This window comes from Methylomicrobium sp. Wu6 (assembly GCF_035916875.1).
Taxonomy (GTDB): domain Bacteria; phylum Pseudomonadota; class Gammaproteobacteria; order Methylococcales; family Methylomonadaceae; genus Methylomicrobium.
In genome coordinates, this window is the sequence record NZ_JAXUHN010000030.1 from 1 (window position 1) to 21,189 (window position 21,189).

General features: G+C 51.2%; 25 protein-coding genes. 14 read left to right on the plus strand and 11 right to left on the minus strand.

What is annotated here, in order from left to right:
- Positions 1-504: 504 nt before the first annotated feature.
- From U2W12_RS01430 to rpsP, 6 genes are all read right to left on the minus strand, one after another.
- A complete protein-coding gene (locus U2W12_RS01430; RefSeq protein ID WP_326498892.1) occupies positions 505-1,062 on the minus strand; it encodes a hypothetical protein in 558 nt (185 codons plus the stop codon).
- 643 nt (positions 1,063-1,705) lie between these two features.
- Positions 1,706-3,439: a TerD family protein gene (locus U2W12_RS01435; RefSeq protein ID WP_326498893.1), complete on the minus strand. Its 1,734-nt coding sequence runs from the start codon at positions 3,437-3,439 to the stop codon at positions 1,706-1,708.
- A gap of 443 nt (positions 3,440-3,882) precedes the next feature.
- Positions 3,883-4,224, minus strand: coding sequence for a 50S ribosomal protein L19 (gene rplS / locus U2W12_RS01440; protein WP_326498894.1), 342 nt, complete (start codon positions 4,222-4,224; stop codon positions 3,883-3,885).
- Positions 4,225-4,232: 8 nt separating this feature from the next.
- Positions 4,233-4,976: a tRNA (guanosine(37)-N1)-methyltransferase TrmD gene (gene trmD, locus U2W12_RS01445; protein WP_326498895.1), complete on the minus strand. Its 744-nt coding sequence runs from the start codon at positions 4,974-4,976 to the stop codon at positions 4,233-4,235.
- Positions 4,977-4,984: 8 nt separating this feature from the next.
- Positions 4,985-5,497: a ribosome maturation factor RimM gene (gene rimM / locus U2W12_RS01450; protein WP_326498896.1), complete on the minus strand. Its 513-nt coding sequence runs from the start codon at positions 5,495-5,497 to the stop codon at positions 4,985-4,987.
- Positions 5,498-5,505: 8 nt separating this feature from the next.
- The gene (gene rpsP / locus U2W12_RS01455; RefSeq protein ID WP_326498897.1) at positions 5,506-5,757 is read right to left on the minus strand and encodes a 30S ribosomal protein S16; all 252 of its coding nucleotides are present in this window, start codon (positions 5,755-5,757) and stop codon (positions 5,506-5,508) included.
- A gap of 385 nt (positions 5,758-6,142) precedes the next feature.
- Between rpsP and U2W12_RS01460 the strand changes: the two genes are divergently transcribed.
- The 10 genes from U2W12_RS01460 (at position 6,143) to U2W12_RS01505 (ending at position 14,572) form a co-directional block, all read left to right on the plus strand.
- On the plus strand, positions 6,143-6,934 hold the full coding sequence (locus U2W12_RS01460; protein ID WP_326498898.1) for a hydroxymethylpyrimidine/phosphomethylpyrimidine kinase: 792 nt from the start codon (positions 6,143-6,145) through the stop codon (positions 6,932-6,934).
- Positions 6,931-7,548 (plus strand): thiamine phosphate synthase, encoded by a 618-nt coding sequence (gene thiE, locus U2W12_RS01465; RefSeq protein WP_326498899.1) that lies wholly within the window; start codon positions 6,931-6,933, stop codon positions 7,546-7,548. Before U2W12_RS01460 ends, thiE begins: the two co-directional genes overlap by 4 nt.
- Before the next feature lie 7 nt (positions 7,549-7,555).
- The gene (gene soxX, locus U2W12_RS01470; RefSeq protein WP_326498900.1) at positions 7,556-7,900 is read left to right on the plus strand and encodes a sulfur oxidation c-type cytochrome SoxX; all 345 of its coding nucleotides are present in this window, start codon (positions 7,556-7,558) and stop codon (positions 7,898-7,900) included.
- Positions 7,897-8,367, plus strand: a complete 471-nt coding sequence (soxY, locus tag U2W12_RS01475; RefSeq protein ID WP_326498901.1) for a thiosulfate oxidation carrier protein SoxY — start codon at positions 7,897-7,899, stop codon at positions 8,365-8,367. Before soxX ends, soxY begins: the two co-directional genes overlap by 4 nt.
- Before the next feature lies 1 nt (position 8,368).
- The gene (soxZ, locus tag U2W12_RS01480; protein ID WP_326498902.1) at positions 8,369-8,680 is read left to right on the plus strand and encodes a thiosulfate oxidation carrier complex protein SoxZ; all 312 of its coding nucleotides are present in this window, start codon (positions 8,369-8,371) and stop codon (positions 8,678-8,680) included.
- A gap of 133 nt (positions 8,681-8,813) precedes the next feature.
- Positions 8,814-9,596, plus strand: coding sequence for a sulfur oxidation c-type cytochrome SoxA (gene soxA, locus U2W12_RS01485; protein ID WP_326498903.1), 783 nt, complete (start codon positions 8,814-8,816; stop codon positions 9,594-9,596).
- A complete protein-coding gene (gene glp / locus U2W12_RS01490; protein WP_326498904.1) occupies positions 9,593-10,852 on the plus strand; it encodes a gephyrin-like molybdotransferase Glp in 1,260 nt (419 codons plus the stop codon). The genes soxA and glp overlap by 4 nt, the downstream gene beginning before the upstream one ends.
- Before the next feature lie 162 nt (positions 10,853-11,014).
- Positions 11,015-11,398: a sulfite exporter TauE/SafE family protein gene (locus U2W12_RS01495; RefSeq protein ID WP_326498905.1), complete on the plus strand. Its 384-nt coding sequence runs from the start codon at positions 11,015-11,017 to the stop codon at positions 11,396-11,398.
- Positions 11,399-11,694: 296 nt separating this feature from the next.
- Entirely contained in the window at positions 11,695-13,242 is a 1,548-nt protein-coding gene (locus tag U2W12_RS01500) for a cation:proton antiporter family protein (protein ID WP_326498906.1), read from the plus strand.
- Positions 13,243-13,624: 382 nt separating this feature from the next.
- Positions 13,625-14,572, plus strand: a complete 948-nt coding sequence (locus U2W12_RS01505; protein ID WP_326498907.1) for a L,D-transpeptidase family protein — start codon at positions 13,625-13,627, stop codon at positions 14,570-14,572.
- A 272-nt stretch (positions 14,573-14,844) separates the two neighbouring features.
- Here the strand turns inward: U2W12_RS01505 and U2W12_RS01510 are convergent, their stop codons facing one another.
- The gene (locus U2W12_RS01510) at positions 14,845-15,474 is read right to left on the minus strand and encodes a hypothetical protein (protein WP_326498908.1); all 630 of its coding nucleotides are present in this window, start codon (positions 15,472-15,474) and stop codon (positions 14,845-14,847) included.
- A 303-nt stretch (positions 15,475-15,777) separates the two neighbouring features.
- Here U2W12_RS01510 and U2W12_RS01515 point away from each other — a divergent pair, with 303 nt between their 5' ends.
- Complete coding sequence (locus U2W12_RS01515; protein WP_326498926.1) at positions 15,778-16,770, plus strand: spore photoproduct lyase family protein; 993 nt, start codon at positions 15,778-15,780, stop codon at positions 16,768-16,770.
- Complete coding sequence (locus U2W12_RS01520; protein WP_326498927.1) at positions 16,758-17,486, plus strand: SDR family oxidoreductase; 729 nt, start codon at positions 16,758-16,760, stop codon at positions 17,484-17,486. The genes U2W12_RS01515 and U2W12_RS01520 overlap by 13 nt, the downstream gene beginning before the upstream one ends.
- Position 17,487: 1 nt before the next feature.
- Here U2W12_RS01520 and U2W12_RS01525 read toward each other — a convergent pair whose 3' ends face one another.
- A complete protein-coding gene (locus tag U2W12_RS01525) occupies positions 17,488-17,796 on the minus strand; it encodes a (2Fe-2S) ferredoxin domain-containing protein (RefSeq protein ID WP_326498909.1) in 309 nt (102 codons plus the stop codon).
- A gap of 192 nt (positions 17,797-17,988) precedes the next feature.
- Here U2W12_RS01525 and U2W12_RS01530 point away from each other — a divergent pair, with 192 nt between their 5' ends.
- Together U2W12_RS01530 and U2W12_RS01535 are read left to right on the plus strand one after the other, a co-directional pair.
- Positions 17,989-18,381 (plus strand): hypothetical protein, encoded by a 393-nt coding sequence (locus U2W12_RS01530; RefSeq protein ID WP_326498910.1) that lies wholly within the window; start codon positions 17,989-17,991, stop codon positions 18,379-18,381.
- Positions 18,382-18,532: 151 nt separating this feature from the next.
- A complete protein-coding gene (locus U2W12_RS01535) occupies positions 18,533-19,186 on the plus strand; it encodes an FHA domain-containing protein (RefSeq protein ID WP_326498911.1) in 654 nt (217 codons plus the stop codon).
- Between the two features lie 66 nt (positions 19,187-19,252).
- Here U2W12_RS01535 and radA read toward each other — a convergent pair whose 3' ends face one another.
- From radA to U2W12_RS01550, 3 genes are read right to left on the minus strand one after another with little or no spacing between them, the layout of a single operon-like run.
- Positions 19,253-20,629: a DNA repair protein RadA gene (gene radA / locus U2W12_RS01540; protein ID WP_326498912.1), complete on the minus strand. Its 1,377-nt coding sequence runs from the start codon at positions 20,627-20,629 to the stop codon at positions 19,253-19,255.
- 1 nt (position 20,630) lies between these two features.
- On the minus strand, positions 20,631-20,798 hold the full coding sequence (locus U2W12_RS01545) for a hypothetical protein (RefSeq protein WP_326498913.1): 168 nt from the start codon (positions 20,796-20,798) through the stop codon (positions 20,631-20,633).
- A complete protein-coding gene (locus U2W12_RS01550) occupies positions 20,795-20,974 on the minus strand; it encodes a hypothetical protein (protein WP_326498914.1) in 180 nt (59 codons plus the stop codon). Before U2W12_RS01550 ends, U2W12_RS01545 begins: the two co-directional genes overlap by 4 nt.
- Between the last annotated feature and the right edge of the window lie 215 nt (positions 20,975-21,189).

The following is a 21,189-nucleotide window of genomic DNA, read 5'->3' on the forward strand; positions in this document are numbered from 1 at the left end:
CGCACCAAGCGAACCGCTCGTTCCCGAAATTCGGGTGAATAATGGTTTGTGGTTTTCTCTTTCATAGCTTCATCTTCTCAAAAGTTGAAGCCTCCATCAAACCCAGGGCGGTTCAAGTCCGTCCGGTGATAATGATGAGCACTAGCCAAAGACACCCTGCGTTTGATCGAATTCCAACGCATTGAATAATCGGCGTCGCCCGCCGACAATGTCCAAAGAGTGCAAATGGTCAGGCAGTAAAACCCACGCATCGATGGTGAGGATGACGCGATTGAACCGTTTTAACCGCATCGCGCAATGCCGCAGCATTGCAAAGAATCGAGCGGCGGCGATAGGTGACCATCGTGAAAAAGTAAGTTGCCCCCGGAATATCGGCGCGCCAATAACGTGACATAACTAAATGCAGTTACCAATCAGATTTTGATTATAGCAAAAGCCATTAAATGTAGGGTAGGCACGAAAAGCGTGCCACCCTACCCGATTCATTGTTAACGGATAGCCGGTTTAATTGCCGGTCACGGCAAACCACACATCTCCTTCATTATGGTCGCCATTTAAGATCATGACGACAGGTGCCAAGCACGGATTGGGAAGATGATTAATTTGTGCTTTGATATTGGCATTGCCCTTGCCGATAGGTTTGTGGACCGGAAAAGGACCAGTGATAAAAGTGGAGAAAGGGGAAGCTGCACCGTCGGAAGCAGTTTGACAACTCACGAGTGCTCGAAAGTGGTCTTCATCGTTATCATTGTTAGCTGGCGGCGGATTATTAAAAATGAGTCCTTTGATGTTAATAATCAGCTTTCCGTTCGAAAACAATTTCCCATCGACAGATTTGGCAATCTGCCAGGGTTGATAATCGCCGAGTATTCCCCTGACAGTGGGATCACTATCAACTGAAGGATTATGCGATAAAAACGGCTCATTTACCCCATACATAGTGTGAAATTGGAGAAGAATTTTTACCCCCTTGGAGTAAGCAGAAGATTTTTCGGAATTCGCTGAAAATGCCGGCATTGCCAATATGGACAGCATTAGGATAAAGCTGTACTTTCTAAACATAACAGGCTCCTCGCATATTTGATGGAATTGAGTCGTTTATCAACTCTTTGCCATGGCTGAGTTTATAAACATGTAAGTAGTCGGTAATACCCTAAAAAGCCTCCCTAATCTACTTATTGCGCTTCAATTGAAAAATCGATGAGCGTTTTACGCTCCCTCTCGGTCATACGGATACTCACTTTGTGAGTGATCTATATTCTTTAGAAAGGTTTAATCTCGATCGCTTTGCAAGACATCATTCATTAACTGCTAATGATTCGGCCACCTTATGTGTCCACAAGATCGGCCCATAACCCGTCTACGACAAAAATAGGTAACAATACTCATCACAATAATTTTTTTGGTATCCTTACTCAGCCGACTGACCCTATCGGAGATAAAATCCTGCGGCCGGACGGGATATTCATCCCGTCGGCGTCCATTGGAGAGGCATGGACAATCTTGATAATTCTCGTTTGCGAGGGCTATCCAAACGTTAGGGGCGGGGTTGCGAACCTCGACCCGCTCAAGCATTGCAAATCCGTTCCGCGTAGGCACGAAAAGCGCGTGCCGACCCTACCTGACTATCCAACCCGCAGCGTGTAGCCCGAATGAAACGCATCGATATCAGCGCTTCCCCGGATTCCGCTGCGTTTCATTCGGGCTACTTACTGAAAAGATTAAAAATCACCCCCCGAATCTCGCTAGGCATCACAGGCCTGACTCCAGCGTTGGACAGCTTATCTAGGATAGCTTGATCAATGCTCGCAAAAGGATTATAAATCATTAAAAATTGATACTGATATTGCATCGAACCGACGGTCGCAAAGACTTTTTCCAGCCCTTTCATTTTATCGATCATTTGATCAACATTTAAAGCTTCTTTCAAATTGCCTGATTTACACTCAACTGCCAAAATGGTTTTTCCCGCCAAAGCGACAATATCGAAATCGCCTTTTGATTTGAAAATTTCCGACGGCGACTGATAACTGACACGCGAGTAGATTTCGTGCAGTAATTGATTCCGACTTAGATGGTCCGAAATTATGCTGTAGGCAAAGGCGTTGAACCAGTGCCCGGTAATCAGGTCTCGGTGAGTTGTCGGATCGATCAACGTGATATTGAAGCGTATTTTGTTTTCTTGAGAGCGTATTCTTCTAAGCTTTCCGACATCAGTATTTACCCATTCTTTACTATTAAAAACATATAATTGTATTTGGAAAGGAGCAATTACACCGGCTTTTTGAAGGCTTTGTAGAAAGTCGTTGATTTCGACGGCTTCTTTGACGCGTGCGGTCAAGCAGGCCGGCCCCAATTGGTTCTGCGTGATCAAGGCTTTGAATGCCTGGTAAAAAGGGTAATTGGCCGAGAAAAAATCGCCAATTTTATATGACAAGTTAATTTCAAGATCTGAAAACTTATATACCGATAGAATGTCGATCGCGTTTTTGTGCAAGATCCCAAGCGTTTTGGAATTTTTCAAAAGTCGCTGAAATTGAATGTGTTTTTTTAAAACATAACCGGGCTGCAAACTTTTCCATACCACCAGATTATTAACGAAAACTCCATCCTCACTGGTCAGATCGAGTGGCACGACTGACTTATGAATATGCTCCAATACCGCAATCATTTTTTTTGTGACTTCAGAAATTTCGACCAATTTCTGTTTGGGAATTTCCGCCATTGGAATGGTTTCACTGGCTCCGATCAATGCTGCATGGAGGTCTTTGGCAATTTCGAGCGGATTTTTTTTATGGATCGATTTTGAGCTACAGTTACTGGATTGCCCGTTCCGACCTACATCAGATTCGTCAATCTCTGCTGCAATTTCACTGCCAGCCGGCTGAGACGGTTTGGTTTCACCTTCGCTGACGTCCACGCCGAAATGAGCGGCCAGCGCATCCAGCCCTCCGTTAAAACCATCCCCGAGCGCCCTCAACTTCCATTGGCCGTTATTCAGATATAGCGTGAAAAATAGTAACGCTATTTCGGTCATTTCCTTGGTGTTTAAGACAAACTCAGCAATCTTTTCCCCGCTAATAGAATTGATTACATCGCCGCGACACGCGGATAAAACGGAAAAATTTTGCTTCTTGCTCAAACCGTCGTAGATACTCAGCGAAAAAACGACCTGATTGACATCCGGAGGGAGTAATTGCGGATTGACGAAAAATTCATGCTCTGAAGACTGCTTCTGTAGGACCCCAGCACAAAATACGGGTTGATTGAAAAACACAAAATCGGCGTCGCTGCGCACTTTACCGTGCCGGTTGAGAGCGAACGCACAACTATCGATTTCATAGCTTGGATGAGGTTTAAGCGCATCAAAACGGATTAACAGCGGCGTCCCGCCCGGGAGAGATATATTTTGTCCGGGCAATAATGAGATTACAGTCATTTATCTGGCTGACCAAAAACAATTCAAGAATAAGACAGGGTCCAGTAAATATAGCAGCTTATGTTGGCTCGAAGAGTGGTTTCGCACAGCAAACCACCATAGACAAATCAATCACAATGGATCGATGCAAAAAAGCAATCAAAAAAAAGGCGACCGCCGTCGAACGGGGCATGTTGCCCCGTCCGGACGTTTTGCATTCATTAAACATGGCCATTAAGCTCAGGCATTGTAGAACCGTTGGGGACGGGGTTGCAAACCCCGTCCCGCTTGTGGCATTGTAAACCCGTTCAGCGTGGGCACGAAAAGCACGTTTCCACCCTTCCCGGCTTTCCGGACATCCTCCCTAAGTCGACAAATCCTACGGAAGCTAAAAACCCGCCCTCATTATGCCAGGCAAAAAAAAGGCGGCCCAAGGCCGCCTTTTTTCTTCCGCGAAAAACTTCTTACAGCTTTTCTTTAATTCTCGCTGCCTTACCGGTCAAATCACGCAAGTAGTACAGCTTCGCCCGGCGTACGTCGCCGCGGCGCTTGACTTGAATTTCGCTGATCAACGGGCTGTGCGTTTGGAAAACGCGCTCGACGCCGGTGCCGTGCGAAATTTTTCTGACGGTGAATGCAGAATTCAAACCGCGGTTGCGCTTTGCGATCACGACGCCTTCGAACGCCTGGATTCTTTCACGCTCGCCTTCCTTGACGCGGACCTGTACGACCACGGTATCGCCGGTCGAAAAGTCCGGGATCTGTTTTAATTGTTCTTTTTCCAATGCTTCAATAATATTGCTCATTACCACACCTAATAAACATCAACTTCAATTTTAAATTCATTCAGCAGGGCTTGCTGTTCCGGGCTTAGCTGCTTGTCTGCCAGCAAGTCCGGGCGTCTCTGCCAGGTTCTGCCGAGCGCCTGCTTCATCCGCCAGCGCTCGATTTCGGCATGATTGCCGCCCAACAACACCTTCGGCACCGGATAGCCATCCAGATGCTCGGGCCGGGTAAAATGCGGACAATCCAACAATCCGTTCCAGTGCGAGTCCTGCTCTGCGGAGGCTTCATCGCCCAGCACGCCGGGCAATAAGCGCGTAATGCCGTCGATCACGATCAAAGCCGCTAGCTCGCCGCCGCTGATCACATAGTCGCCGAGCGACCATTCCTCATCACAATCGAGCTCGACGAAACGTTCGTCAACGCCTTCATAACGCCCTGCGACAAGAATCAATTGACTGAGCTGACTGGCCTCGGCCAACATTTCCTGGGTCAATAACTTGCCTTGAGGACTTAAATAAACCACTTTGGCGAGGCTTGCACCCGCCGCTTTAGCCGCCGTTACCGCATCATGCAGGGGCGGGTATTTCATCACCATGCCCGGACCGCCTCCATAAGGCCGGTCATCGACGGTCCGGTGCCGGTCTTCGGTATAGTCCCTGGGGTTCCATACGTTCAGACTGACCAGTTGCCGTTCGATGGCTCTGCCGGTCACGCCATAGCTTGCGGCTGCGGCGACCATGTCCGGGAAGATCGAGACGACATCAAAACGCATGCCGGCGTTTAAAAATCAGGGTCCCAATCGACCGTAATTCGGCCGGCTTCGCGGTCAATCTTGACGATCACTTGGCCCTTGATAAACGGCACCGCACGTTCGCGTTCGCCTTTGACGATCAACACGTCATTCGCGCCGGTTTCGAGCAGGTTGTCCACCACACCTAGCACCACGCCGCCGGTCGTCACGACCTCCAGTCCGAGCAAATCGGACCAGTAATATTCGCCTTCGGACGTTGCGGGCAGTTGCTCGCGGTGTATGAAAATCTCCCAACCGACCAAGGTTTCGGCCTGATTGCGATCGTTCACATCCTTGATCTGAGCAACGATGCCGCCGCCCTGCTGATGACCACTGACGACTTCGACCATCTTCGTCTCACCCTTTTTTATCAGCAGCCAAGGCGAATAATTCAGGATGTTTTCCTTCGGGCTGGTGTAAGAAAAAATCTTTAACCAGCCTTTAATTCCGAAAACGCCGGAGATTTTACCGACGTCGACGGTGTTATCGTGTTCTTTGGTCAAAACCTGTATTAGGCGGTTGCCTTCGCAGCGTCTTTGATCAGTCTCGCAACACGGTCGGAAGGTTGCGCGCCATTGGATTTCCAGTATTCAACACGCTCGCTGTCCAGACGCAGCCTGACTTCGCTACCGCGCGCCAATGGGTTGAAGAAGCCGACACGCTCGATATAACGACCGTCGCGGCCGCTTCTGCTGTCGGCGACGATGACATGATAAAAAGGACGATTTTTTGCGCCGGTTCTAGTAAGGCGGATGGTTACCATTAAAGTTTTCCTCAAAACATTTAATTCAAAAATTTAATCTGCCTATTGTACGCAATTTTCCTGATATGTAAAGCCATGAATCATCCAAAAATGCTGACCGGCGGTCTGGGCTTGACCGAGGCGGGAGCGCGATGAACAAAGAACTCCTCCAGTTAAGCTTCTATCATACTTCTACAGTCAAGTTTTCGGAAAACGGCGTGCAGCGTGGATAAGCCTAGCGCATCCGCTAAGCTGCCAAAGTATTGGACTTATCCCTCCGACGCTGTCCTCATAAAAAATCCGTAGGAATGACTGCGCCGAATACAAAACGTAGCATGATCGAACCAGCGCTCACTCGATTTTCAGGTTAAAATGATTTATTTAGCATTACCTTCAATACATCACAATGCCGATCACACGCCCTGTCGTTCTCTGCTTTTCCGGCCACGATCCGAGCGGTGGGGCCGGCGTGCAGGCCGATATCGAAACGCTGGTCAGCCACCGCTGCCATGCCGCCAGCGTCATCACCGCGCTGACCGAGCAGGACACTCGCAATGTCAAAAAACTGCTGCCGCAACATCCCGCCGACATTATCGACCAGGCGAACACCGTACTGGCGGACCTGGACGTCAAAGCCTTCAAAATCGGTCTGATAGGCCATCACGAAACCGCCGCGGCGATCCATGCGATACTGCAAGAGCATCCGCACATCCCGGTCGTGCTCGACCCGGTACTCGCGGCAGGCGGCGGCGCGGCGGTGGCGGATCGGCAATTGCTCGATGCAATCGTCGATCTTCTGCTGCCCTTTACGACCGTGCTGACCCCGAATAGTTACGAAGCCCGCAAACTGGCCGAGCTTGACGATCTGGATCAGTGCGGACTGGCCTTGCTCGACAAAGGCTGCGGCTATGTACTGATTACCGGCACCCATGAAACCACACCGAAGGTCAGCAACCGTCTGTATCATGATCGCCGCTGTCTGGAAACCTATCACTGGGACCGTCTGCCTGAAAATTACCACGGCTCCGGTTGCACCTTGGCGGCCAGCATTGCCGGTTTGATCGCACAGGGGCTGACACTGGCGCAGTCGATCGGCGAAGCGCAAGAATATACTTGGAATGCACTGCACCACAGTTATCTGCCCGGCAAGGGACAGCACAATCCGGACCGACTGTTCTGGATGGAGGCCGGAGTATGAAATTTCCGATGCGCGGACTGTACGCGATTACTCAAACCGATCATAAATCGCAGGGTACCGTGATCGACGAAGTGGAGGCGGCGATTCGCGGCGGCACGGCCGTCGTGCAATACCGCGACAAAAATCCGCGCGACGCGCTGGCACTGGCCCGCGAACTGGTCAGAGTCTGCCACCGGCATAATGTCCCGCTGCTGGTCAATGACGATGTCGAACTGGCCTTGCAGGCCGGCGCCGACGGCGTGCATCTCGGCAAGGATGATGGGCATATCGGCGAAGCCAGAGAGCGGCTCGGCGCAGATGCGATCATCGGCCTCTCCTGCTACAACTCGCTCGATCGAGCCCTGGAAGCTCAAACACACGGCGCTACCTATGCGGCCTTCGGGCGATTTTTTCCTTCGAACTCGAAGCCATTGGCCGCCCCCGCCCAACTCGATACGCTTCGGCAAGCCAAACAGGCGCTGTCGATTCCGGTCGTCGCGATTGGCGGCATCTTACCCGAAAACGGCGCGCAATTGCTTGCCGCCGGCGCCGACCTGCTGGCCGTAATCGGCGGCATTTTCGACCGCGAACCGGAAGTCTCTACCCGCGCCTATCTGCGGCTGTTCGACCAATAACCCGCCGATGAAACGCTTTTTGCCGATTTTGCTTGGACTCCTGGTTGCTTGCGCCGAAGTCGCTGAAATCCCTCAAGAGCGTTTGAGCTTAGGCAAAAAACTGGCTTTCGACCGCAATAAAGGCAACTGTCTGGCCTGTCATGCGATCGACGACGGCGAATCACCCGGCAACATCGGCCCGCCTCTTGTTGTGTTGAGAAATCGCTTCAAGGACAAACCGCAACTCCGCGAGCAAATCTTCGATGCGACGCGCTTCAATCCCGAAACCAGCATGCCGCCGTTCGGCAAGAACAACATCCTGAGCGCCGAGGAAATCGATCAGGTTGTCGATTATCTATGGAGCCTACCATGACCGAAACCCGCCGATCCTTCATCAAAAAAGCGCTGACTTTCAGCACCTATCCGTTGGCTTCATCCCTGGGCTGGCTAGCACCGTTTAGCGTCTTCGCCAAATGGCAAGCCGAAAACTTCAAACAAGGTCCGCTCGAAGATACTTTGAAACATCTGTTCAAGGATCAAAAAATCACCGACAGCAAAGACATCGCAATCAAAATTCCGACAATCGCCGAAAACGGCGCGGTCGTACCGATCACGGTCAGCAGCACCCTACCCGATGTGCGCACCGTATCGATTTTGGTTGCGAAAAACCCGGTGCCGCTGGCAGCCCGCTTCGAACTTTCGCCCGAACTCGATCCTTTCATTTCGGCACGCTTAAAAATGGCCGAAACCTCCGAGGTGATTGTAATCACGGAAACTGGCAGCGGTTTATACAGCGCCAGACAATTAGTCAAAGTCACGATCGGCGGCTGTGGAGGCTGAGATGTCGAGCATCAAAATTCGCGCCAAACGCATCGACGACAAGACCCAGATCAGAATGCTGATCACGCATCCGATGGAAACCGGCCGCAACAAGGACCCTAAGACGAATCAGTTGATTCCGGCGCATCATATCCAGGAACTGACATTGAGTCATAACGGCAAAGTGATCGTGAACTGCCAAATGGGCGCAAGCATTTCGAAAGACCCTTATTTTGCGTTCATGCTGAAAGGCGGAGAGCCGGGCGACAAAATCAAAATCGAATGGCTCGACAACCTCGCCAATAAAGACAGCGAAGAGCATGTTCTCAAATAACTACAGGGTATGCTGCGCGTACCTTTTTCAGATTTTTGCGTGTGTTCAAAGCCTTAAAAAAGTACGCGCAGCGTACCCTTCGATAGCCCCTTGCGCCTTGCTGCTATCTCCGCTTTTGTTAGCTTCTCTCCCCTTGCAAGCAGGCCCGCAACAAGATCAACAACAATTCAGAGAACATTACCGCCAACTTTTCCCGCAATTGCAATTGCAGGATTACGCCAACGGCATCTATGCGATCGATCCGGTCGCACGCGAGTCCTGGCTTGCGATCGAAGAATTTCCGCCTTATGAAGATGCGATAGATCAAGGCGAAAAGCTGTTCAGCGCGCCATTTCCTAAAACAGGCCGCCATTATGCCGACTGCTTTCCGAACCACGGGATCGGCATCGCGCATCGTTATCCAAAATGGGACAAGGATAAAGGCGAAGCCGTCACCCTCGCGAAGGCTTTGAACGATTGCCGAGAAAGCAACCGGGAACAATTGTTGGACGCCGAAAAAGGCGACATCACTCAATTGCTGGCCTATATGGCCTATACCTCGCGCGGTAAAACGATCGAGATCGTCATACCCGAAGACGACCCGCGCGCCTTGGCGGCCTATCAACAGGGCAAGGATTTTTATTACCGGCGCCAAGGCCAACTGAATTTCGCCTGCGCGACCTGTCATGTGCAGAATGCCGGCAAACGCATCCGCTCGGAAATCCTCAGCGCCTCGCTCGGCCACACCGGCAACTGGCCGACTTATCGGTTAAAATGGGGAGAGATGGGCACGCTGCACCGGCGCTTTCGCGAATGTCTGTCGCAAATCAAAGCCGAAGCGCAACCTGCGCAAAGCGCTATCCTCCGCAATCTCGAATATTTTTTAAGCTTCATGAGCAACGGCATCCCGATTACAGGACCCAGCACACGCAAATGATCACGACTCAACCCAGTTGCAATGACATCAACGAACCCGGCCTGATTCCGCTCGACGAAGCGCTGGCCCGCATCCTGGTCGGCGTGCCTGTCATAAAGGCTTACGAGCGCGTGAATATCGAGAGCGCGCGCGGCCGCACGCTAGCCGAAGCAGTGACCGCGAGTTTCAACGTGCCGGGACATACCAATTCCGCCGTCGACGGTTATGCCATTCATTCCGCCGATTTGCCCGCGGCAGGCACGCGGGTTTTCGACATTGCGGGCAAGGCATACGCCGGCGAACCCTTCCACGGAACCGTCAGCCGCGGACAATGCCTGCGCATTATGACCGGAGCAGTAATACCCGAAGGGCTCGACACGGTGATCATGCAGGAGCATGCCGAATTGCAAGGTAGTGCGATCGTTATCGACAGCCGCCACAAGCCAGGCCAGAACGTGCGCAAGGCAGGAGAAGACATCAATCAAGGGCAAACGATCCTGCATCCGGGGAAATTTCTGACTCCGCCCGACATCGGCCTGATCGCATCGATGGGCATCCCGGAAATCAATGTGACCCGCAAGCTCAGAATCGCGATCGCTTCGACCGGCGACGAAATTTTCAGCCTCGGACAAACAACGGCGCCTGACGGCCTTTACGACAGCAACCGATACAGCCTGCTCGCTGCGCTCGACCGCCCCGACATCGAAGCGATCAACCTCGGTATCGTCGAAGACAGGCCCGAGGCGCTGCTGAATGCTTTTGAACAAGCCGGCAGCTTTGCCGACGTCATCGTCTCGACCGGCGGCGTCTCGGTCGGCGAAGCCGATTACACCAAGACTGCCCTACAAACCTCGGGAAACATCGGCTTCTGGAAAGTCGCGATCAAACCCGGAAGGCCTCTCGCCTTCGGCCGAATAGGGAGTGCGGTATTTTTCGGTCTACCCGGCAACCCGGTGGCGGTGATGGTGGCCTTTTATATTTTGGTCTTGCCGGCGCTCGAAAAAATGCTCGGCGTCACCCACAAACCGATCGCCCCGGTTTTCCAGGTCCGCACTCTGGAAAACCTGCGCAAAAAACCGGACCGCACCGAAGTGCAGCGCGGCATTATCGAGCAAAATCACATGGGTGAGTGGACAGTCAGAACCACCGGCCTACAAGGCTCCGGCATGCTAAGTTCGATGAGTTTGGCCAATGCATTTATCATTTTAGAGCATGACAGAGACCGTGTTTTGGCCGGCGAATGGGTCTGGGTTCGGCCCTTTGCGGGAATGTTTTAAACCTGTCGTTGCTCGATTTTATTAGGCAATCCCATGAGTAGTCCGATCTTATGTATGAATTGAAGCATAGTATTTCATTATTCAAAGTAGGCTGCCCGTTATCCAGTCATTATTCTTTGCCGGGACATTTAGTACCGCAATATTGTTAGAAGGGAGAACCCTATGCCGCTATGGCTCATACATGTAATTATCGGCGTCATCGCTGGAATTGCGGCCGGCCTTTTCGGCGTCGGCGGAGGCATTGTTATCGTACCCGCATTGATTTATTGGGCCGGTTTCTCTCAACACATGGCTACGGGAACGTCACTTGCGGTGCTGCTTCCGCCCATCGGTTTAGCTGCAGCCTTCGAGTATTACCGGCATGGAAATGTAGATATTCGAGCAGCCGTAATTTTGGCTGCCACCATGTTTATTGGCTCATGGTTTGGCGCTTACTTCGCGAATCAAATGAGCGGGCAGATGCTCCGCCTCATCTTTGGCCTTTTTGTTTGCGGCCTTGGCGTGTACCTCGTATATGGCGCTTGTAAGCGCCTCGGCTGGCTCTGATCTTGAATCGCATGAGACTCGTAGAACGGATTAGACGAGACGCGCAAACCGTAAGCTGAAGGGAAGAAAAGACTTTCCGCACGTCGAATTCCCTCAATGACTTACCTTGTTATGGTTCAAAAATCAATTTAATGACATTTGTGCCATAAGAAACAATGAATGTCTCGTAATCCGTCATGCAAGGCATAACATTATGGCATCGGCGGCGGGGCGTTGAATTGCCGTAAGACCTTTATTAATGAAAATACGCCCCCATAATTGCCCGGATTGCTCGAATAAAACAGGACAACGCGCATATGATGGAATTAGTTTGGGTAGGTACGGCTTATATCGTAGGTCTAATCGCCAATCGTTTATCTTTTCCCCCGCTGGTCGGCTATTTAGCCGCCGGCTATATTCTGCACTTCCTAGGCATCGAATCCGGGCATACATTGACTCATCTGGCCGACATCGGCATAGAGTTATTGCTGTTCACGGTTGGATTGAAGCTTAAATTGCGCTCCCTGCTGCGGCGCGAAGTGTTAAGCGTCGGCGGTTTGCATTTATTGGCCGTAACCGGGGTATCCGGCGTTGTATTTCTGTTGCTGGGCGAACAAACCCTGGGCGGGTTGGTATTGGGAGCAAGCTTGGCTTTTTCCAGCACAGTGCTCGCGATCAAGGTACTGGAAGACAATGGCGAGCTTTCTTCCCTGCATGGCCGGGACGTGCTCAGTATATTGATACTACAGGATATCGTGGCGATAGCATTGCTGGCTTTCGCCGACGGCAGACAGCCGTCGTATTGGGCCTTCGCCTTGCTGTTTTTACCTCTTTTGCGCCCGTTGGCGCATCGTTTGCTCACGGTCAGTCGGGCCGATGAGCTACGGCTTCTGCTTGGCGTTTCGCTGGCGCTGGCCGGCGGCGTAACATCCGAAAACGTCGGCATTTCACCCGATATTGGCGCCTTGCTAATGGGGGTAATGCTATCCGCTCACCCCCAAATCGAAGATCTTTCCGAAAAACTCTGGGGCCTTAAGGAAGTCTTTCTGGTCGCATTTTTTCTGCAAATCGGCCTGGCGGATTTGCCGAATCCCGATCAAATCATCCAAGCGATTGAGTTACTTGGGATATTGCCGTTGCAAGGTATATTGTTCTTCGCGTTATATTTGCTGGCCGGATTACGTTCGCGCACCGCCTTTATCTCCTCGCTGGCATTGATGACCTACAGCGAGTTCGCCTTGATCACCACCGATGCGGTGGTTAAGGCTAATCTGATATCGCCGGAATGGAACGCAACCATCGCCTTGGCGGTAGCCGGATCACTTGCGGTCGCAGCGCCGTTGAACCGATATTCGCATCAATTATTTTCCAGATTTGAGTCGTTTCTAACCAGCTTCGAGAAAAAATCCGGGCACCCGGACCGACTGCCCGAATCCATCGGCGTAGCGGAATGGCTGGTCGTGGGGATGGGGCGCACTGGACTATCCGCCTATCTTGCCTTGCATAAACGAGAAAAGCGGGTCGTCGGTTTGGATGCCGACCCGACCGTTTTGGAAAGCCTGTTAGCCGAAGGCAGGCGTGTGATTTACGGCGATGCGGAAGACTCCGAGCTATGGTCTGGGCTGCCGTTGGAGCGGATTAAAGGCATTATTCTTACCCTACCTGAATTTGACGCAAGATGCTCGGCGGTTCGCCAACTCAGAAAAAGAGGCTACGCAGGACAGATCGGCACGATTTGTTATCTCCCTGATGAGAAACAGCAATTAGGACAACTCGGAGCGGATTTTATGATTCATCCGCTGGTTGAAGCAGGAAACCAGTTGGCCCGGCAAATACTTGGCGACAATTCCGAGTTTCCGGGGTGACATAAACTCGGAATCAAGAATCCATAAGCCTTACATAGGTAAGCAACCAACCGTAGAAACCGCGACAGCCTGTCAGCATGCGTACGAAGCTCTAGGTTAAAACCCAACGCTCCTCACGCTTGACGAGCTTCGCGTCTAGGCTCCGTCCTTTGAATTATCGAAACCAGCATTCATTTGCTTAAGACATCATTTCGGTTCCCGCTAGGCCGGCGAAGACACTCCCTACGGATTTCGCCTTCGCTTTCATTCCCCGCATCATAGCATTAGTATATAATTATTTAGCACCGAAGTTTTTTGATAAACGGTGAGGGCTGATTTCCTTGTCCGGGGAAGTGTTGTTGCCCTCGTTTTTTTAATCCTTCATGATTTCCAAAAAATCGTCATGAAAATTTCCAGATTCTTTGCTTTTTTGATTTTGCCGGCCGCGCTGAATTGCGAAGCCTGGGCAACCACTTATAACTTACCGGCAAACAACAACGATAGCGTCATTAGCGAATTCAATGGAAGTTTACCGTTAACCCGTGCCGAACAAAACGAAACTTTGCTCGATGTGGCCAGACGTTTCCTTTTGGGGCAACAGGAAATTGTACGATTGAATCCCGATGTCGATCGCTGGCATATCAAAAAGGACGAGATTATCCGCTTAGCGAACCGGCGGATTTTACCGGATACTCCCCGTGACGGCATTACCCTGAACATCGCCGAATACCGCATGTATTACTATCCGCCCGCAGAAAAGGGGAAATCGCCTCAGGTCATCTCCTATGCACATGGCATCGGTCGGCAGGACTGGAAAACGCCGCTCGGCAAAACCCGTATTACCCGCAAAGTTAAAGATCCCGCTTGGCATCCGCCGGAATCGATCCGTCGTGAGCACGCGGCGAACGGAGATCCTTTACCGGCGGTAGTGCCGCCCGGCCCTCACAATCCGCTCGGAGCCTACATGTTGCATCTCGATATTCCCGGCGGCTATCTGATTCACGGCACCGACATCGACAAGATCTACGGCATCGGCATGCAGATTACGCATGGTTGCGTCCGCATGTATCCGGAAGACATCGAGGCGTTATACCAATCAGTGCCTATTGGAACATCGGTCTATATCGTCAGGCAACCGATCAAAGTCGGATGGCTTGACGATACGCTTTACATCGAAGCGCATCCCGACCTTGAAGGTGAATCGACGACGCGGGACCAGCGATATGCAGCAGCCTTAGAACTGATTGAAAAGGCCAACGGCCAGATGTTGCCCGAATTTGACGGGCACGCACTGGAAACGGCATTGACGAGGCTAAACGGTGAACCGGTGCCAATTTTTAAAAGGCCATAATTAAAAGCATCACTAACGAAGCCGACGGCGGACTAAGCATTGGAAAGCGCATGGCTATCTCTGGACAGGAAATAACGAAGGCTGGCATGAAGTTAAATTTCTGCCCTCTGGTTTCATCTATCGATGCCGGAAAAAATCAAATTCGCGTTTCGCTCACGGATTTTGTCCGGCGCCTTCGCTTGAAGTAAAGAAATTAACGATCAATGAATTAACAAAGGCATCTTCTGCCTGCCTTCGCTTCAATAGTGGACGAAAAAGCACCGTCTAGCCTATTATTTAGTGACTTCGGGCATTTTAGGATCGTCGCCTTTGCCGCGCGCGAACCTGATGCACAAATAAATGATCGCCGCGCAGATTAAAAATGTGAACAAAGCTCTTTTGACGCCGATGTAAGATTCATCGCCTTCGACGCCGACAGAAAAGGGAATATGCGTATCGACTTTTTTGTCATTTTCGACGAGGGTGACATGAACCTGATAATTGCCGGCGCCGAATCGGCTGAAATCGACAGAACCGTCAACCGTACCCGACTTGCTGGGGTTCGGCGGACGATAAAAAATCCGCGTTCCTTCCGGTTCCTTGGTCACTTCAAACTCGATACTGATATGACGGAGTTGCTTGCCCTCATAATCGAAAACCAGATTGGTCATACCAACCTTCGGAATCGATCTGCAATAGCTTTTGCCTTCAGTGAATATGGGGGTATAAGCCGCGAAATGTATCCATTCGGAGCCGACCTGAATCCTGCAAGGGTCATTTTCGTCTTCATTGCCGCGATGCGCGAAAGCCGATTGCTGTAAGACCAGCGCAAGCGCCAATACATGGAATATCGACAACAATAAACCTAGTGGGATTTCAAAAGAACTTCCTGTTTTTTGCCCGTGCCGGTTTTTTCTTTTCATTATTATCTCCACACAGTAGAACAATTAGACTTTTATTTAAATTGCTTTGCTTTTTGCTTTTTTTCAATCCGGAAAAATCAATCCCTAAGATTCACGATTCAAGGCCGATCATACGATTGTTGCATATAAATTGCAAAAATGGTTTATCCCTAATCGACAGGCAAACGCGCGACCCATTCGCCCTTAAATGATCATTTCCGGCAACACTACGATCCCACAAACTTTTATGCAATGATCCGCATGGGCAAGCCCGGATTTTTGTACAATAAAACGTTATTGACGCTCTCGGACCCGCCTGCCCGCATGATCGAAACGCTTTACATCGAAGAAAACCTGTTAAACCATCCCCGCGTGCAGGAAATCAATGCCCGCTTCCCGCTAGCGCGGCAAATCGTGTGCGGCCGTTATGGCGAGGTTTTTAACCCCAAAGCACAAAATTTCCGGCTGCAAAAACAGCGACCGGCGTTGATCCTGGCCGAGAAATTCAAGAACTTCGTGCTGCCGACCCCATCGGGATACGGCATAGGCGCGAGCAAAAACTATTACTTTTCGCACATGCTGAATTGCCTGTACGACTGCCGCTACTGCTTTCTGCAGGGCATGTATCATTCCGCGCACTATGTGTTATTTGTGAATTACGAAGACTTTCAGCAGGATATTCGCCGCATCGCCGAAACATATCCGGATGAAACGGTGCATTTTTTTTCCGGTTACGATTGCGACAGCTTGGCCTTGGAGCCGGTTACCGGTTTTGCCGCGCATTTCCTGCCGTTTTTTGCCGAAATCCCGAATGCCTGGCTCGAACTGCGCACCAAGAGCACACAGATCCGGACCTTGCTGGTCAGGGAACCGCTGCCGCGTTGCGTGGTCGCCTTTAGCCTGAGCCCCGAGACGATTGCCGAAAAAATCGAGCATAAGGCGCCGCCCTTGGCACGTCGACTCGATGCCATCGGCAAACTCCAGCAACAAGGTTGGCCGATCGGCCTGCGCTTCGATCCGATCGTTTTTCAGCCGGATTACCAGAGCCAATACCGGCAATTTTTCGATCAAGTCTTTACGCGCATCGACCTAGAACGCCTGCATTCGGTCAGCCTCGGCGCCTTCCGCCTACCGGAGCACTATTTTAAAAAAGCCCGAAAACTCTACCCTGACGAAAAACTGTTTGCCGGTCCCTTGCAGTCGAGCCAAGGCATGGTCGGTTATGAACGCGCGCTCGAAGAAGACATGATGCGGTTTTGCAGCGACCTGCTGTCGAACTACATTGCCGATCAGAATTTCTTTCCCTGCACGCCGTGAAACGCACGATTCTGGTTACCGGCGCGAGTTCAGGCATCGGCCGGGCCGTTGCCCGGCGATTATTGGCTGAAGGCCATCGGGTGATCGGTGTATCTCGGGATATTCGTAAGTTTGCTCATGCGCGGGAAGGCTTTGACGCGCTCGAACTGGATCTGGCCGATTTGGCCGGATTGCCATCCAAAATCGGCGGCCTGACGCGACATTTTCCGAACATCAATGCGGCTGTATTTTGCGCCGGCATCGGCCGATTCGGGGCGCTCGAACAATTTTCTTATACGCAAATCGAGACCTTGATGGCGGTCAATTTTACCGGCCAGGCCTTCCTGGCTCGCGCCCTGTTGCCGCATTTAAAGAGCAAAGCCCGTAGCGACCTGATCTTTATCGGCTCCGAAGCGGCGTTGAAAGGCTCGCGCCAAGGCGCGGTCTATTGCGCCAGCAAATTCGCGGTGCGCGGCTTCACTCAGGCTCTGCGCGAGGAATGCGGCAAAAGCCGTCTGCGCATCGCGCTGATCAATCCGGGCATGGTCAGAACCGAATTTTTCGACAGTCTGTCTTTCGAACCCGGCGATCATCAAAGCAATTACATACTGCCGGAAGATATCGCCGAAACAGTTTCTTATGTGCTGAATTCGCGCGCGGAGATCGTGATCGATGAAATCAGTCTGAGTCCGTTGAATAAAGTCGTGAACTTCAAAAAAAATGAACCGCCGGACTGATCTATATTTTTAAGCGCTTGACGATCCTGTCATTAATTAAATGCTCCTGGATAATCTGATCAATATCCTGCCGATCTTTAAATGTGTACCAGACCGCTTCAGGATAAACCACCAGCACCGGCCCCTTGCTGCAACGATCCATGCAACCGGCGTTATTGACCCGGCATTTGCCGGGCCCGTTCAACTTCAACTGTTTAATCTGCTCTTTGGCATAATCACGCAAGGATTGAGCGTCATGATCGGCACAGCAACTTCTGCCGTCTTCGCGCTGATTAGTGCAAAAAAATACATGGTGCTTGTAATAACTCATCGCAAAAATTAAGCTGGTTTCGATGTGCGGGATTATACCCGAGCGGATTCGCCGCGTGAAAATATCACTCGAATCATTCCGCTCTATTAACCCTGAGTCTGATTCCGTTGGATGGAACTTTCCGGACTCCGGCAATGTCTTCCTAACATCGATTTCAATCGCACGTTTTCACCCCACCCCGAGGCCAACGCCATGAAACCAATAAGAACATTATCTGCCGCGCTTTTTCTTCTGTTGCCGCTCAGTATCGTAAGCCATGCCGAAAGCCCGGCAGCACCGGCCGCCGCCGATCAACCGATGAACATGCCCAAAGGCATGGGGATGCATCGGGGCATGGGCGGAATGGGGCAGATGTCCGAAGAAGAACGGGACAAGCATCTGCACATGGAACAGGATCATATGCTGAAAATGCACGATCTTTCGAATCGGATTTTGGCGGAACCCGATGCAAAGAAAAAGGAACAACTGAAAAATGAACAATTCGAGCTGATGAAGGCGCATCGTGCGCAAATGATGTCGCATCGGATGGAAATAATGCAATCACATCAAAAGACGGAAAAACCCGCCGCCAAGCCGACCAAATAAACTTTAACCCTGCTTCAATCTCATAATTTCCTGGCCTTTCAGTCAAAAAGGCCAGGAAATTTTCCTTTTTTTAACGCTCTCGGTTTTTACATCCCATCACTTGCTTGAATATCGAAAAAAATACTGTCTATAATTAAGGCAGTTATTTTTCATGACTCGACTGATTGAAATGCCAAAACTGACTGTTTATTTTAAAGACAAAGAAATCGAATCCTTCTCATTTGGTGAAGGGATGGTGCGTATTGGCCGTGACGAAACCAACGATGTCACGATAGACAGTCTTGCCATTGCGCCGGTTCACGCCGTGATTACGCTGAATAACGGCGTCTCTACGATCAGGCCGTTACAGGATGAGTTTCCGATTACGATCAACGGCGAAAAGACCAAACAATACGTCCTAAACAATAGCGACATGATTGCTCTGGGCAAACATCACGTTCTTTTTAGCAGCTCCGATTCGGCAGTCGTGTCCAAACCTTTTACGGAAGCTATTTTCAACGAACCTCCTCCGGTCGCGCCGTTGTTCGGTATCGAGCCCGAGTTGCCGAACGGCAATTTTCAGATCATGGACGGTGAAAATATCGGCAAAATCATCCCGATCAAAAAAACCATGGTGCAATTGGGCCGGCCCGGCCAAGGCATTGTCGTGGTAACCCGTAAAAAGGACGGCTATTTCGTATCGACACTCGAAAACAAAGGCTCGCTGACCGTCAACGGCGATCCGATCGAGAATAAAATCGTCAAATTGAGCAATAACGACATTCTCAGCATCAACGACAAGTCGCTGCAATTTTTTCTGGGCTGAGAAGTACCGGATCATCCTGTCCTCCCTCGCTGCTTGGCTGGCCTCGAAATTCGGGACGGCTCCCGCCTACAGTTCGGCTACAATATCCAATGCGTCCGCCAACGTCGCAACCGGATACACCGTCAAGCCGTCGATCGGTTTTTTGGGCGCATTCGCTTTCGGTATCACCGCTTTTTTGAATCCATGCTTGGCCGCATCATTGAGCCGTGCGTAACCGTTCGCAACCGGCCTGATTTCGCCGCTCAAGCCTATTTCGCCGAAAAAGAACGCGTCATGCGGGATGATTCGATCCCGTAAACTCGAAACGATACCAATGATGATCGCGAGATCCGGGCTGGTTTCGGTCACCTTGATGCCGCCGACCACGTTCGCATAAATCTCGTCGTTCGCGGTAAAAATGCCACCATGCCGCGACAACACGGCCAACAACATCGCGAGCCGGTTTTGATCGAATCCGACCGCCAGCCGTCTCGGATTGCCGTATTGGCACTCGGTCACCAGGGCCTGAATTTCAACCAGCAATGGCCTCGTGCCTTCCCAAAGCACCGTTACCACGCTACCCGAGGACGGCTTTTCGGGCCGGTTCAAAAACATCGCAGACGGATTTTTGACTTCCTTCAGACCCGCGCTGTCCATCGCAAAAAAACCGAGTTCGCCGACGCTGCCGAAGCGGTTTTTATCGGCTCTGAGCACCCGAAATCTGGCGTCATCGGTCGCCGCCAAGATCACCTGACTATCGACAATGTGGCTCAAGGTCATCGGCCCCGCCAAGGATTGATCCTTGGTCACATGGCCGACCAGAAACAGCGCGACGTTATTTTTTTTCGCATATTGAGTCAGATAGCTTGCAGACTCTCGGACCTGGGACACCGAACCGGGCGCCGATTCGGCCTGTTCGGTATAGACGACCTGAATCGAATCGATCACCGCGACTTGCGGTTTGATTTCATCCATCACATCGGCAATCCGTTGCACCGAAGTTTCTGCAAGCATCAGAATCTTGTCGGAAGGCAGCTTGAGCCGGCGCGCCCGGTCGGCAATCTGGCGTAGCGATTCTTCGCCTGACACATACAGGACATCTACGCCCTGCTGCGCAATATGCGCAATGATCTGCAACAGAATCGTGCTCTTACCTGCCCCAGGGGCACCGCCGATCAACACCACGCTGCCTTTGACCAGACCGCCGCCGAGCACGCGGTCGAATTCAGACATGCCGGTCTGGATCCTTTCCTCGCGAACTAAGGCGACATCGGACAACAACTGGACCTCGGATTTGCTGCCCGCATAACCGTCCTGGCGTTTATTGCGGTCTCCCGAAGAAGTCCCCAGACGCACCTCCTTAATCGTATTCCATGTGCCGCAACTGGTGCATTGTCCACCCCAGCGCGGATACTCGGCTCCGCATTCCGTGCACACAAAGGCGGTTTTGTCTTTCTTGCTCATCCTAAAAAACCGTCTCACTCTTGCCGATCAAATTGGCCGGCATGCCCAAATCTTCACGAAATTGCCTTCCGAAGCCGGGCTTACGTTGCAGGACTTCGGGCAAGTCGGTCACGGTAAACACATTTTTAACTATCAGCCATTCAACCAAATCCTCTGTCGCCCGGATCATGTCGGAATCGGAATCGGCAAAGAGCGCCAAGCCTGTTCGGTAACCGCGCAAGACTGTAAAAAGTGATGCATTTCGGAATCTCCACTCTCCAACCACTCAACTTCGGTTTCGACTCCGGGAGGCGAACGATGTAATCCGGTGATTTCGCCTGCGTCATTGCAACTGACATAAGACATGCCATCCTCCATAAAATAGTTTATGTACTATTCTAATTAGTTATGCGGAATGTGCAATAGCGCCAAATTTCGAGAGATCCTCGCCAAATGGAAAAAGTCATAGCGCATGCCTTCGTCACCAAAACGCGTCATTCTGCGAACAAGCCAGGCCGCGATGGCCAAGCTGACGGCTACGATTTCTCGATATACGGAGCTTACAAGCCAAACAGGCGCAC